This is a genomic window from Leisingera aquaemixtae (genome assembly GCF_001458395.1).
Classification (GTDB): Bacteria; Pseudomonadota; Alphaproteobacteria; order Rhodobacterales; family Rhodobacteraceae; genus Leisingera; species Leisingera aquaemixtae.
This window is the reverse complement of record NZ_CYSR01000010.1, coordinates 45082-59119: the sequence shown is the minus strand read 5'-3', so window position 1 is coordinate 59119 and position 14038 is coordinate 45082. Positions and strand designations below refer to the sequence as shown.

The following is a 14038-nucleotide window of genomic DNA, read 5'->3' as shown; positions in this document are numbered from 1 at the left end:
TGACTTATTTAGTCAGATACTGCAATAGCCAGCAGCCACGGAGCAGCGCCTTGCGGCGCTGGCCTGCGGCGCGAGTATTTTAGGAAAGATGAAAGGGATCTGCGCGCGTTCGTCCCGGGGGTTACCGGGCGTCCTTCAGCAGCCGCTGCTTTTGGCGGCCCCAGTCGCGCTTGGCCTGGGTTTCGCGCTTGTCGTGCAGCTTCTTGCCCTTGGCGATGCCCAGTTTGATCTTGGCGCGGCCCTTGTGGTTGAAATAGATCACCAGCGGCACCAGGGTCATCCCCTTGCGCTGGGTCAGGTTCCACAGGTCGGCCAGTTCCTTGCGCGACACCAGGAGCTTGCGGCGGCGGCGCTCTTCATGCTTGAACACCTTGGCCTGCTCATACGGCGGGATGTAGGAGTTCACCAGCCACAGCTCGCCATTCTCCACCGCCGCGTAGCTATCAGCGATATTGGTGCCGTTGCCGCGCAGCGCCTTGACCTCGGACCCTTCCAGCATAATGCCGCACTCGATGTCGTCCTCGATCGCATAATCGAAGCGCGCCCGCCGGTTCTCGGCGATCACCTTGTAGTTCGGGTCTGATGTCTGCTTTTTGGCCATGGGCGGCAGATGTAAGGCCGCAGGGCGGCGGGCGCAAGGTGGCGCTCACACCTTGCGGCTGCGCAGCAGCGTGAAAACACCACTGGCCACGATCACCGCGCTGCCGATCAGGGTCATCGCATCGGGCTGCTCGCCGAACACCAGCACCCCCAGCACCATGGCAAAGACCAGCCTTGTGTACCGGAACGGCGCGATGACAGAGATTTCCCCCGCCCGCATCGCGCCGGACAAGGCGTTATAGGCAATGACGCCGATCACTGTCGCCGCCGCGATATCCAGCCAGTTGCGCGGTGCCGGCCAGACCGCGCCGCCCGTCCAGCCCAGCGCAATTGCACCGGCAACCACCAGCATGGCAAAGCCCAGAAACCCCAGCTGGTTGTTGCTCATATCCTTGGGGGCAGCGCGGGTGGCCAGATCGCGGCCCGCAAACCCCAGCGTGCCGGCCACCGCAAACAGCGAGGCGGGCTCAAAGCCGCTGAGCCCCGGGCGCAGGATCAGCAGCACCCCGGCAAAGCCCAGCCCGATCGCCAGCCAGCGCCGCCAGCCGACGGTTTCACCAAAGAACACCACCGCCCCGGCTGCCACCACCAGCGGTGTGGCCTGCAAAATGGCCGAGGCCGAGGACAGTGGCGTCAGCGCGATCGCCAGAGTGTAACACAGGCGTCCCGCGACCTCAGACAGGGAGCGCAGCAGCATCGGGCGCGTGCCAAAGCCCGGGTGCCAGGGGGCGTGCCCTTGCGCACGCGCCATCGCAGCAAAAAGGACCATGCCGCCAAGGCCGAACAGGATCAGGATCTGCCCCACCGGCAGGCTGGCGGCTGCGGATTTGACGAACATGTCCTCCAGCGCAAAGGCCGCCATGGCCAGCACCATCAGGAGGCTTCCGCGCAGCGTATCCATTCCCGGCTCCAAATCCCGCAAACTCAGTCACTTGCGCAAGTGGTAGGGCTGCTGGGGAAATTGCACAAGTGAAGCACATCAGTCCCGCTGCGTCAGAGCCGCCTGCCGGTAATGGTGCATGTTCAGGAAGGCCGCGCCGGTCTCGCGGCTGCGGTAGCCGTGCGGCTGGTCGGCGGCAAAGCGCAGGCCTTGGCCTGCCTCCAGCGCTACCCACGCGCCGTCCTTCAGCACCTCCATCGAGCCATGCAGCACAAAAACCTCCTCGGTCACCCCGGTATCATGCGGCTGCGACTGGTGGCTTTGGCCGGGTTTCAGCGTGACCTGAAAGGTCTCGGCGCCCAGGAGCGGGTCGAAGGGAAAGACGATCTTGACCCCGATGCTGCCGGGAAACTGCACGGTTTCATAGACGCCGGCAGCCTCCCCCACGGGCCGGGTTGCCGCGCCGATCAGGGCGGTCAGCGGCAGGTGGAACCCCTTGGCGATCTTCCACAGGGTGGCAATTGTCGGGCTCGATTCGCCGCGCTCGATCTGCCCCAGCATCGCCTTGCTGACACCGGTAATCTCCGCTGCCTTGCTGAGGCTAAGCCCCGCCGCCGACCGGATTTCCCGCAGGTTCAGGGTGATGCCGTAATCGCTCATTGTCTCTGCCCGTTAATAAGCCTTGTGCGTTATAACGCACAATGTGTAATGTGCGCTATAACGCACGAAATCCCTACCCGATCCGGCGCCAGAGGAAAACCCGCATGCTCAAGGATCTGAAGCTTTCGCATATCGTCTCCGGCGCGGTGGCAGTGCTGGTTGGCTATACCGGGTCCGTCGCCATCATCTTTCAGGCGATTGAGGCCGTGGGCGCGACCCAGTCCCAGGCCAACAGCTGGATGCTGGTGCTTGGCCTGGGGATGGGACTCACCAGCCTGATCGTGTCGCTGGTCTACCGGATGCCGATCCTGACGGCGTGGTCTACCCCCGGCGCGGCGCTGCTGGCGGTCAGCCTCAATGGTGTGCCGCTGGCGGAGGCGGTGGGCGCCTTCCTGCTCTGCGCGGTCCTGCTGACCCTCACCGGCCTCACCGGCTGGTTCGCCGCCCTCTCCCGGCTGATCCCAGACAGCCTGGCCAGCGCCATGCTGGCGGGCATCCTGTTCCAGTTCGGGCTTTCGGCCTTTACGTCGCTGCAAAGTGACATCGCGCTGGTCGCCATAATGGGCCTCACTTTCTTGGCCGGGCGCAAGTTGTTCCCCCGCTACACCATTCCCGCGGTTCTGGCCGCAGGTGTGGCGTGGTGCACAGGCACCGGAGCATTCGGCAGTCTTGAAGCACTCGATCTGGGCCTGGCCCGGCCGGAGTTCGTGATGCCCGCCTTCTCGCTGCCGGTGCTGATCGGCATCGGTCTGCCGCTCTACATCGTCACCATGTCCTCGCAGAACATGCCCGGTGTGGTGGCGCTGAAGGCCTGCGGCTATGAACCGCCGGTGTCCGCCAGCCTCACCGTCACCGGCCTGGCCTCGCTGATCCTGGCCCCCTTCGGCGGCTTTGCCTTTAACCTCGCCGCCATCACCGCCGCCATCGGCGCAGGCCCGGAGGCGGACGAGAATCCCAAGACCCGCTATCTGGCAGGCGTGATGACCGGCCTATTCTACATCCTGGTGGGCATGGGCGGCGCCACTGTGATCAGCCTGTTCCTGATCGCCCCCAAGGCGCTGGTCGCCACCGTTGCGGGCCTGGCGCTACTGGCCACCATCGGCAACAGCCTGTCGTCCGCGCTGGCGGAACCGCAGGGGCGTGAGGCGGCATTGATCACCTTCATGACAACGGTCTCCGGCATCAGCTTCCTGGGAATCGGCGCGCCGTTCTGGGCGCTGGTGCTGGGGCTTGCGGTGAATCACTGGCTGAAGCCCCCCGAACCCGTCCCGGTCCGCGCCTGAGGACAGACCGCCAGAGACATTTCGCCACTGAAATCCGGCGCAATCTGCGCCATTATTACCGAAGAGAGCCCCGCCCGGTTGCCTTTATTGCGCAAATCGTGTCCCTGAGGGCAAAGACTAAGGGAACCAGCCTGATGCCAAAGTACCGATCCAGAACCTCCACCCATGGCCGCAACATGGCGGGCGCGCGCGGATTGTGGCGCGCCACCGGCATGAAGGACGATGATTTCGGCAAGCCGATCATCGCCATCGTCAACTCCTTCACCCAGTTCGTGCCCGGCCACGTCCACCTCAAGGACCTGGGCCAGATGGTCGCCCGCGAGGTCGAGGCGGCCGGCGGCGTCGCCAAGGAGTTCAACACCATCGCGGTGGATGACGGCATCGCCATGGGCCATGACGGGATGCTCTACTCGCTGCCCTCGCGCGAGGTGATCGCCGACAGCGTCGAATACATGGTCAACGCCCATTGCGCCGACGCCATGGTCTGCATCTCCAACTGCGACAAGATCACTCCGGGGATGCTAATGGCCGCGATGCGGCTGAACATCCCGGCGATCTTCGTTTCCGGCGGCCCGATGGAAGCCGGCAAGATCGACATCGCCGATCTGGACATGAAAAAGATCGACCTGGTGGACGCCATGGTCGCGGCGGCGGATGACAAGTTCACCGACGAGCAGGTGAAGCACATCGAGGAAAACGCCTGCCCGACCTGCGGGTCGTGCTCGGGCATGTTCACCGCCAACTCGATGAACTGCCTGGCCGAGGCCCTGGGGCTGGCGCTGCCGGGCAACGGCTCGACACTGGCGACCCACGCCGACCGCAAGGGGCTGTTCCTGGAGGCCGGCCGCAAGATCGTCGAGATCACCAAGCGCCACTACCAGGACGAGGAAAAGGGCCTGCTGCCGCGCGAGATCGCCACGTTTGAGGCGTTTGAAAACGCGATGAGCCTGGATATCGCCATGGGCGGCTCCACCAACACCGTGCTGCACCTCTTGGCCATCGCCAACGAGGGCGAGGTCGATTTCAACATGTCCCACATGGACCAGTTGAGCCGCAAAGTACCCTGCCTCTGCAAGGTGGCGCCCAACATTCACAACGTCCATATGGAGGACGTGCACCGGGCGGGCGGCATCTTCTCGATCCTGGGCGAACTGAGCCGTGCAGGCCTGTTGCACAATGACTGCCACACCGTGCATACCGCCACCATGGGCGAGGCGATTGCCAAGTGGGACATCAAGGTCGCTAACAACCCGGAGGCCGAGGAGCTTTTCAAGGCTGCCCCCGGCGGCGTCCGCACCACCCAGGCGTTTTCGCAGGCCAACCGCTACAAGGAGCTGGACACCGACCGTCAAAACGGCGTGATCCGCGCCAAGGAGCACGCCTTCAGTCAGGACGGCGGGCTGGCAGTGCTGTTCGGCAATATCGCGCAGGACGGCTGCATCGTGAAAACCGCGGGTGTCGATGAAAGTATCCTCAAGTTCACCGGCACCGCCCATGTCTGCGAAAGCCAGGACGCGGCGGTGAATGATATCCTGACCGGCAAGGTCAAGGAAGGCGACGTGGTGGTGATCCGTTATGAAGGCCCGCGCGGCGGTCCGGGCATGCAGGAGATGCTCTACCCGACCTCCTACCTGAAATCGAAGGGCCTGGGCAAAGCCTGCGCGCTGCTGACCGACGGGCGCTTCTCCGGCGGCACCTCCGGCCTGTCGATCGGCCATGTCTCCCCCGAGGCAGCCGAGGGCGGCACCATCGGCCTGGTGCGCCAGGGCGACAAGATCGAGATCGACATCCCCAATCGCTCGATCCACCTGGCGGTCTCCGACGAAGAGTTGGCGGCACGCCGCGAGGAGCAGGACGCCAAGGGCTGGAAACCCGCCGAGCCGCGCAAGCGCAAGGTTTCCAAGGCGCTGAAGGCCTATGCGCTGCTGGCAACTTCGGCGGCCAAAGGCGCCGTGCGCGCGCTGCCTGACGAAGACTGAGGCAGCACCCTGGCACAACTCTTTAAACCCGCCGCCCAAAACGCGGCGGGTTTTCTTTTGCCGCACGCGCCTGAGGCCGGATCAAGGGCCGCGCAAGGCGCGGCCGCTTGCCCTTGATGCGGTTTCAGGGGCAATACCATCGAACAGGCGCGTTCAGGGCAAACCTGCCCCTGAACCGCTTCTCAGCATAAGCCCTTCTTCCACAAAGCTCTCCCGCCGCTGCTATGGCCCGCTGGCGGACGCCAGCCCGCCGCGCTGCGTTGGGCCAAGCGCCGTGCTGACGCACGGCGCGCCTCCGGCGGGAGTATTTGGGCAAAGGTGAAGCAGAATGGTCAATTGCAGCTGCCCGCCCGCGCCGCGCCAGCGGCGCCGGGCCCAAGGCTTGGCGCGGCATCTTTGATGCTGCGTCACAGGCGCGGGAGCCCCTGCCCCTATTACGCTACTCCCCCAGCTTGGCGTGCACCTCATCGAGGTCGATCTCCCCCACCGGCATCTTGTTGCCCGGGTTTTCGAAATCGTATTTGAACAGCTCGAAATCGCGCTTGTAGATTTCATAGACCAGATGCATCGACAGATCGTCGAAGTAGTCCCCGACCGGATGCGCACGTTTGGGGCCATGGCCCTCGCTTTCGTTGAAACGCGGGATTGCCCTCAGGTCCACGGAATGAGGCGTCTCGATCGCGTCCAGCACCTGCTGCATCCCGTCGTTGAACGCCTCGGTCCAGAAGATCTGGTTATAGCGCCCGCCGTTCAGGATGAAGGTCGACACATGCCCCGACATTGCCGACCAGTGGATGTCCGGGTCCATCGGGCGGCGCCAGCGGATGGTGTCGCGCGCAAACAGCAGGAACCGGCGGAAGCTGGCGATCTGGTCGAACTCCTGCTTGCCGTCGTCGCCGCCAACCTCGATCCCGTACTCGTAGACCAGCTTCGGCACCAGGTTGCCGCGGTAGCGACGGCCATTGCGCTGGATGCCGCAGATCTTGTCGAAGAAGGAACTGAGGATGCGGGTATAGGGGTTGCGCACACAGGTGAAGGCATAGGCCCGCTGCCCCTGCACATTGCGGGTGATCGGCCCCTGACTGTTCTCCAGCGCCCATTTGTGCAGCCCGTCCTTGGCATCGTGGATGTCGCCGTCAAAGAACCGCCCGTGATCGGAGTAATAGAGGATCTGCCCGATCGTCGAGCAGGCGCATTTGGGCACCACCCGGTAGACCGCACTTTCACTTTCCGTCATCCAGGTGCCGGGGAACCCCATCCGCTGCCCTCATTTTTCTTGCGCTTTGTCCCCAGCTTCTTCGCATAAGTTTAGCGAAACGGGAACTATCTGGTTTATTCGTGCTGTCAGCCCGCTTATCAAGAGAAACAATCAGGCAAGACAAGGCGCTCCGTCCACCCCATGGCGAAAATCGCATATATCCTGCTCTGCCACAAAGACCCCGAAGCGGTTGTCCAGCAGGCTGAACAGCTGACCGCGGCCGGCGACTACATGGCAATTCACTTTGACGGGCGGGCGGCTGCGGAGGACTACCAGCTGATCCGGACGGAGCTGGACGGCAACCCCAATGTCACCTTCGCCCGGAAGCGGATCAAATGCGGCTGGGGGGAATGGTCGCTGGTGCAGGCAACGCTGCACGCCCTGCAAAGCGCGTTGGAGGATTTCCCGCGCGCCACTCATTTCTACATGCTGTCGGGCGATTGCATGGCGGTGAAAACCGCCGAATACGCCCACCGCTTCCTGGATGAGCATGACAGGGATTTCATCGAAAGCTTCGATTTCTTCGAAAGCGACTGGATCAAGACCGGCATGAAGGAGGACCGGCTGATCTACCGGCATTTCTTCAACGAGCGAAAGCACAAGCAGCTGTTCTACTGGAGCCACGGCCTGCAGAAGCGGCTGGGGCTGCAACGGGACATCCCTGCCGATATCCAGGTGCAGATCGGCAGCCAGTGGTGGTGCCTGCGGCGGCGCACGGTGGAGTGGATCCTGGGCTTCATCCGCAAGCGCCGCGATGTGATGCGGTTCTTCCGCACCACATGGATCCCGGATGAGACGTTTTTTCAGACCCTGGTGCGCCATCTGATACCGGAATCTGAAATCGACCCCCGCACGCTCACTTTCCTGATGTTCACCGACTACGGGATGCCGGTGAATTTCTACAATGACCACTATGATCTGCTGCTCAGCCAGGACTTCCTGTTTGCCCGCAAGATCAGCCCGGAGGCAAAGGAGCTGAAACTGCGCCTGGGGCGGCTTTACGCGGCGCAAGGCGTCAGTTTTCAGATCTCCAACGAGGGGCGCAGCCTTTACAGGTTCCTGGCCCAGCGCGGCCGCACCGGGCGCCGCTTTGCACCGCGGTTCTGGAAGACCGAAAGCAGCCTGGGGCGCCAGCGCGAGCTGCTGGTCGTGGTCTGCAAGAAGTGGCATGTGGCCAAACGGCTGCTGGAGCAGATCCGCCAGGCCACCAGCATTCCCGCCGTCGAGTATCTGTTCGATGAGGAAGACACCGCCCTGCCCGACCTTGGCGGCATCCAGGCCGCGCTGATGAAGCGCACCCGCCACCGCCGGGCACTGCTGCGGATGCTGTTCGAATACTACGAGACGGACCAGCTGATCATCTGTCTGGATCCCGCCGCCATCGACCTGATGAATGACTTCCACTCGGACCGCTCCTCGACCCGGTTCCTGCACATAGACTGCGCGTTCAGCGATGACTACCTGGCCGGCCATGCCCAGCGGACCGGCCTGGCGGGCGCGCGCACGCCGCAGCTGACGCTGGAGCGGCTGCTGCCGACAATCCGCAACGATATCCTGCATGAAGGCGACCGCATCCGCGATGCCGGCTACAGCCGGCTGTACAACCTGCGCGAGGGCGCCAGCGCGGAGGAAAACGCAGGCCAGCTGAGCGGTTTCCTGAACCTGCCCTGGGACAAGGCGATGGAGATTGCCGCAAGCCAGTCTCTGTTTGCCGACTGAACCGGCCGCCGCGCCTGCAGCGGCACAGGTTGACAAGCCGGCCCCGGTGGCCTCGGCATGGGCGGATGAAGCGGCCCCGCCCGGGGCCTGCGTGCGCCCGCCTGCCGCAGGAGCGGAACCGGAACAGCAAGAGGGGTAAGGGATGGCAGACCCGGCAGAACGCAAGGCCGTCTTCCTGACAGGCAGCCTGATGCGGCATGTGACCCGCATGTCGCTGACGGCCAGTATCGGGCTGATGGCGATGTTCGCGGTGGATTTCGTCGATATGGCGTTCATCGCCATGCTGGGCAATGACGCGCTGGCGGCTGCGGTGGGCTATGCGGGCACCCTGCTGTTCTTCACCAACTCGATCAATATCGGCCTGTCGATTGCCGCAGGCTCGCTGACCGCGCGGGAACTGGGCGCGGGCCGCCCGGATCTGGCCCGGCATTACGCCACCAGCGTCGCCGCCATCGGCGTGCTGACCGGGCTGGTGATGCCGGTCCTTGTGCTGGCCTGGCTTGAGCAAATCCTGACCCTGCTTGGCGCCCAGGGCGAGGTGCTGCGCCTGGCGATGCGCTATGTCTGGATCATCCTGCCGACGATGTGGGTGATGGCGCTGGCGATGACCGGCATGGCGGTGCTGCGTGCCCATGGCGATGCGCGCCGCTCGATGGTGGCGACGCTTTACGGCGGCGGGCTGAATGCCGTTCTGGATCCGCTGCTGATCTTTGGCCTGGGGCTGGGGCTTGACGGGGCGGCCATTGCCTCGGTGCTGGCCCGGGCCTGTATGCTGGCGGCGGCTTTCTGGCCCGCGATCCGGGTCCACCGGGGGTTCATGCGGCCTGGCTTCGGGCAGATTGCCGGCGATCTGCGCACGATCCGGTCGATTGCGGTGCCGGCGGTGCTGACCAATATCGCCACCCCGGTCGGCAACGCCATCGTGCTGCGCGAAATTGCCCAGTTCGGCACCGAGGCCGTGGCCGGCATGGCGGTGATCGGCCGCCTGATGCCGGTGGCGTTTTCGGTGATCTTTGCGCTGTCGGGCGCCATCGGCCCCATCATCGGCCAGAACTTCGGCGCAGCCCAATTTGCCCGCGTCCGCCAGGCCTTTGCGGCCGGCATCACCTTCACCGCAGTCTATGTGCTGCTGATGGCGGCGGTGCTGTTTGCGCTCAGGGCGCCGATTGCCGACCTGTTCTCGGCCACCGGAGAGACCCGCAGGCTGATCTACCTGTTCTGCGGGCCGCTGGCGCTGGCGTATTTCTTCAACGGGGCGATCTTTGTCGAGAATGCCAGTTTCAACAACCTGGGACGCCCGGTCTACTCCACCTGGATCAACTGGGGCCGCCACACCCTGGGCACCTGGCCGCTGGCGGTGCTGGGCGGCTACCTGGCCGGTGCGCCGGGAGTATTGGCAGGCCAGGCCGCCGGCGGGATGATCTTTGCCGGGCTTGGCGCGCTGCTGGTGCACCGGGTGCTGCGGGGCCTCACCCGGCCTGCCCAAGTCGATGCCTTTGCACCGCAAAACCGGCTGCATGCCCTGCTGGGCCGCCGCGGCTGGTGACGCCCTGCGGCACTGGACGCTTGATCCGGGGCCGAGCCACGAAAGAGGGCGCGCACCGGATCCGGCGCGCGCCCCTGGGCCTTCAGATCTCGACCTCAACCCGGCCGATCGGGTTGGAGCAGCAAGCAAGGATATACCCTGCCTCCACATCCTCCTCCGAGATGCCGCCGTTGTGGACCATATGCACGTCGCCCGCGGTCTTCTTGACCTTGCAGGTGCCGCAGATGCCGAAGGTGCAGCCCGACGGGATATTGAGGCCCGACGCCTTGGCCACTGCCAGCACCGTATCGGTCTCGGTGCAGGTGGCGGTGACGCCCGACGCGGCAAAGGTGATCTCTGCCGCCGCGGTCTCTTCCGGCACCACATCGTCCAGCTCCGGCACATCGGCTTCGGTCTCCACCGGCGCGCCAAAGCTTTCCTGATTGTAGTTCTCCATGTCGAAGCCCAGGCCGTTCAGCATGTCTCGCACCGCCTGCATGAACGGATCCGGCCCGCAGCAGTAGACCTCGCGCTCCAGGTAGTCGCCGGCAATCAGGCCCAGCATGATTTGATTCAGCTGCCCGCGGTAGCCGGTCCAGACCTGATAGGGGTCGTCCTCCTCGACCACGAAATGCAGCTTGATCCCCGGCACCCGCGCCGCCATGCCCTCCAGCTGGCGCCGCGCGATGATCTCGCTGGGGCGCTTGGCGCAATTGATGAAGCTGACATCGGGCGACTGGCCGCGGTCAAACAGGTACTGGGTCATCGACAGGCTGGGCGTGATGCCGGAACCAGCCGAGATGAACAGGAACTTGCCGTTCGGGCGCTTCGGCAGAGTGAACAGGCCCGCCGGACCGGAGGCCTTGAGGAACATGCCCGGGCGCAGGTTGTCCAGCATCCAGCGGGTGCCGATGCTGTCGGCCTGCGCCTTTACCGTGACCGAGATCGACAGCGGCCTCGAGGGCGAGGAGCTGATGGTGTAGGTGCGCCAGACGGTGCCGCCCGGCACCGGAAGCTCCAGCGTCAGGAACTGGCCCGGCTGGTACTTGAACCACGCGCCGGACGGCGCGCGGAAGCTGAAGGTGGCGGTGTTCGGCGCTTCCGGCACGACAGAGACGCATTCCAGCATCTCGTCGTCCTTCCACGCCAGGGTTTCGTCCAGCGTCTCGAAATTGGCCTGCAGTCCCATGATGTTACTCCGCCGCGATCAAGTTGCGGCCGGTCAGCGCACGGGTCAGGTGCTCGGCATACCAGTTGGAGAACTGGATCACACCGCTTTCCTGCACCTCCGAATAGGGGCCGGGCTCATAAGCGGGCGAGTTGATGCCGCGCTGGTTGTCCTCCACCACGATGCGGTCCTCGTCATTGGTGGCAACCCAGACTTCGGTCAGCCGCTTCAGGTCATAGTCCTGGCCCTCGACCGCGTCCTTGTGCACCAGCCATTTGGTGGTGACTTCGGTCTCGGTCGGGCTGATCGGAGTCACCCGGAACACGATGGAATGATCCGGCAGGAAGTGGTTCCAGGTGGTCGGGTAGTGGAACTTCAAGAGCGTGCCCGCATCCGCAAACGGCACCCGGCCCAGCTTCTTGGCCACCGCCGCCTTGCCGTCCATGGTATAGCTCTCGGCGCCCTCGTTCAGCGGCATCCGCGCCACGCGGTACTGGCCGCGCGCGTCGATCTGGAACTGAGCCGGCACGCCTGCCGCCTCGATCCGGTCGAAATGCTTCTGCAGGTGCGGCGGGGTCTCGCCACCCTCAACACCGGTCACCGAGGGATCTTCGGGGAAGGTCCGGCACAGCGACGGGTGGTTGCCGCCGCAGTGATAGCACTCGCGGTTGTTCTCCCAGACCAGCTTCCAGTTGCCGTTCTCGATGATCGAGCTTTCATAGGCAACCTTGGCGTTGGCCAGGTCATGCGGCTCCAGATAGGGACGCGCCACAGCAGCGAAAGCATCGAAGTCCGGCACCTCATCCGCCAGGCAGATGTAGATCAGGCCCGCCAGGTCGCGGCAATGCACCGGCTTCAGCCCGTGCTTGGACGCATCGAAATCCGGCCCCATGTCGCGCGCCCACAACAGCGAACCGTCCAGTTCATAGGTCCACTGGTGGTAGGGGCAGACCAGCTTTGGCGAATTGCCCTTCTTGGCCTTGCACACAACCGAGCCGCGGTGGCGGCAGGCGTTGTGGAAGGCCCGCACCTCGCCATCGGTGCCGCGCACGATGATGACATTGTAGGCGCCGACCTGATGGGTCACGAAATTGCCGGCCTTGGGGATCTCGCAGGCGGGAATGGCAAACAGCCACTCGCGGTAGAAGATCTGGCGCATGTCCAGGTCCAGCACGCCCGGATCGGTATAGAATGCCTGCTCCAGGGAATAATTTTTCTGACGGGCCACCAGTCTGGCCAGGATCTCGCTGTCGTGAAGCATCTGCTTCTCTCCTTTGCCGCATCCCCGCGGCAGGTTGGCTTGGCTGCAGGCATGAGGAGAGAGATCACAGGCCACGCGCCCGCAACCGCCCCGCCGCCGCCCGCGGTTGACGTTTTCGTGGCAAGGCTGGTTTCCGGACTGTCCCGGGGCCATTCGGCGGCGGGGCCTGGCACCTTCCCGAAGCGCATGCTTCAGTGGTCTTTGCCATGCCTTGCCCGGGGTCACCGTTGCGGGGGCAGTGCCGGAGTTTCACCAGCTTCCCAATTCTCCGCCCCAGGGGGCGGCACCTTGCTGAGGCGCAAATTGCCCTAAACGCGGCCGTTGGGCGGAGACAAATCCGACCCGCCGAAACCGGAAAAAGACATGCATGTTTGCCGTGCCCGGCGGGACAGGAATGTCCAGAAACTCAAACCGGCACTCGCCAGCCCGTTTGCGGCAAGCGCTTATCTTTCATGTGGTTAGGCGCTGCCTGCCGCACCGAACCGATTCGCAGCCGGCGTTCCTGGTACCGGCCTCTTGGAAAGCGGGATGCATTAAAATATATATCGTATAGTTTAATGGAACACAGGAGCAGCCGATGACCACCGGCCACGTCTTTATCGCCACTAGCCTCGACGGTTTCGTGGCCCGCAAGGACCATTCTCTGGACTGGCTGTCCAAGCAGCCCGCCGCCGAAGACTGCGATGGCGGATTTGCGGCGTTCATGGACGGCGTCGACGGGCTGGTCATGGGAACAGGATCCTTCCGCACCCTCCTCGGCTTCGGCCAATGGCCCTACAGCAAACCGGTTGTGGTCCTCAGCAGCAGCCTGACCGGGCAGGACATTCCCGAGGAGCTGAAGGACAAGGTGCGCCTCAGCACCGCCGCGCCTGCAGACCTCATGCAGGACCTGCAAGAAGAAGGCTGGAACCGCGCCTATATCGACGGCGGCCGGCTGGTGCAGTCCTTCCTGCGCCAGGGGCTGATTGCCGATCTGACCATCACAACGGTCCCGATCCTGATCGGCAGCGGCATCCCCCTGTTTGGCAGCCTGGACCGCGATATCGACCTCAAGGTGGCAAGCTCCCGCATCCTGCCCGCCGGCATGGTGCAGACCACGTTCCGGGTGATCTGACCGATGCCCCCGCGGATGGGACGCCCGCCCAAGGGCAGCCGGACCCTCAGCAAGGACGATGTGCTGAGGCAGGCCCTGCAGCTGCTCGACACGGGCGGCAGCAAGGCCCTGACCTTCAAGGCGCTGGCCGAGGCGCTTGGCGTCACCCCGATGGCCGTTGCCCATCACGCCGGCACAAGGGACGAGATGATCGCCAGCCTCGTCGCAACTGCGTTTGAAGGGTCAGACACCCCGTCAATGGCAGCAACGCCCAAGCTGCGGTTGCGGGACCTGATGACCCGCTATTGCGCCCAGGTGACCCGGCACCCGGAACTCGCGAAATGCATCCTGGAAAACCCGTCCCTGATCGGCCCCTCCCTGACCGGATTGACGCAGCTTATCGAGGCAGAAATCGCCGCCGCAGGCGTGACCGGAGCGGAGGCCCGCACCCTGCTTTGCCTCATCGTGGATTACACGCACGGTTTCGCCTTTGCAGCCGCCGCGGCACCGGGAGAGGCGCTGCAGATTGACGATTTCACCCCCGCACTGGACTGGGTGCTCGACCGTATCGAATGAAAATACGCGGGCCAATCATGGCCCGCGCATCCGCTT

Annotated in this window: 12 protein-coding genes and 1 riboswitch; of the genes, 6 read left to right on the top strand and 6 right to left on the bottom strand. The window is 64.4% G+C overall.

Going from position 1 to position 14038, the window contains the following annotated elements; genetic code table 11:
• Window positions 1-121 precede the first annotated feature (121 nt).
• From smpB to PHA8399_RS03995, 3 genes are all read right to left on the bottom strand, one after another.
• Window positions 122-601 carry an SsrA-binding protein SmpB gene (gene smpB, locus PHA8399_RS04005; RefSeq protein WP_058284901.1) on the bottom strand — a complete coding sequence of 160 codons (480 nt, stop codon included), beginning with the start codon at window positions 599-601 and terminating at the stop codon, window positions 122-124.
• A 45-nt stretch (window positions 602-646) separates the two neighbouring features.
• Entirely contained in the window at window positions 647-1501 is an 855-nt protein-coding gene (locus PHA8399_RS04000; RefSeq protein ID WP_058284900.1) for a DMT family transporter, read from the bottom strand.
• Window positions 1502-1579: 78 nt separating this feature from the next.
• Window positions 1580-2140: a helix-turn-helix domain-containing protein gene (locus PHA8399_RS03995; RefSeq protein WP_058284899.1), complete on the bottom strand. Its 561-nt coding sequence runs from the start codon at window positions 2138-2140 to the stop codon at window positions 1580-1582.
• A 104-nt stretch (window positions 2141-2244) separates the two neighbouring features.
• On the opposite strand from PHA8399_RS03995, the gene PHA8399_RS03990 reads away from it, so the two are divergent.
• Window positions 2245-3423, top strand: a complete 1179-nt coding sequence (locus tag PHA8399_RS03990; protein ID WP_058284898.1) for a benzoate/H(+) symporter BenE family transporter — start codon at window positions 2245-2247, stop codon at window positions 3421-3423.
• Window positions 3424-3557: 134 nt separating this feature from the next.
• Complete coding sequence (gene ilvD / locus PHA8399_RS03985) at window positions 3558-5402, top strand: dihydroxy-acid dehydratase (protein WP_058284897.1); 1845 nt, start codon at window positions 3558-3560, stop codon at window positions 5400-5402.
• Between the two features lie 439 nt (window positions 5403-5841).
• On the opposite strand, the gene PHA8399_RS03980 is transcribed toward ilvD, so the two are convergent.
• Window positions 5842-6660, bottom strand: a complete 819-nt coding sequence (locus PHA8399_RS03980) for a sulfotransferase family protein (protein WP_058284896.1) — start codon at window positions 6658-6660, stop codon at window positions 5842-5844.
• A gap of 141 nt (window positions 6661-6801) precedes the next feature.
• Here PHA8399_RS03980 and PHA8399_RS03975 point away from each other — a divergent pair, with 141 nt between their 5' ends.
• Both PHA8399_RS03975 and PHA8399_RS03970 read left to right on the top strand, forming a co-directional pair.
• Entirely contained in the window at window positions 6802-8379 is a 1578-nt protein-coding gene (locus PHA8399_RS03975) for a DUF5928 domain-containing protein (RefSeq protein WP_058284895.1), read from the top strand.
• Between the two features lie 142 nt (window positions 8380-8521).
• On the top strand, window positions 8522-9925 hold the full coding sequence (locus PHA8399_RS03970) for an MATE family efflux transporter (RefSeq protein WP_058284894.1): 1404 nt from the start codon (window positions 8522-8524) through the stop codon (window positions 9923-9925).
• An 82-nt stretch (window positions 9926-10007) separates the two neighbouring features.
• On the opposite strand, the gene PHA8399_RS03965 is transcribed toward PHA8399_RS03970, so the two are convergent.
• Entirely contained in the window at window positions 10008-11093 is a 1086-nt protein-coding gene (locus PHA8399_RS03965) for an FAD-binding oxidoreductase (protein WP_058284893.1), read from the bottom strand.
• A 4-nt stretch (window positions 11094-11097) separates the two neighbouring features.
• Window positions 11098-12333 (bottom strand): aromatic ring-hydroxylating oxygenase subunit alpha, encoded by a 1236-nt coding sequence (locus tag PHA8399_RS03960; protein WP_058284892.1) that lies wholly within the window; start codon window positions 12331-12333, stop codon window positions 11098-11100.
• A 107-nt stretch (window positions 12334-12440) separates the two neighbouring features.
• Window positions 12441-12639: riboswitch (cobalamin riboswitch) on the bottom strand.
• Window positions 12640-12910: 271 nt separating this feature from the next.
• On the opposite strand from PHA8399_RS03960, the gene PHA8399_RS03955 reads away from it, so the two are divergent.
• Together PHA8399_RS03955 and PHA8399_RS03950 are read left to right on the top strand one after the other, a co-directional pair.
• A complete protein-coding gene (locus PHA8399_RS03955) occupies window positions 12911-13447 on the top strand; it encodes a dihydrofolate reductase family protein (RefSeq protein WP_058284891.1) in 537 nt (178 codons plus the stop codon).
• Window positions 13448-13462: 15 nt separating this feature from the next.
• Window positions 13463-14002, top strand: a complete 540-nt coding sequence (locus tag PHA8399_RS03950; RefSeq protein WP_058284890.1) for a TetR/AcrR family transcriptional regulator — start codon at window positions 13463-13465, stop codon at window positions 14000-14002.
• The last annotated feature ends 36 nt before the right edge of the window (window positions 14003-14038 follow it).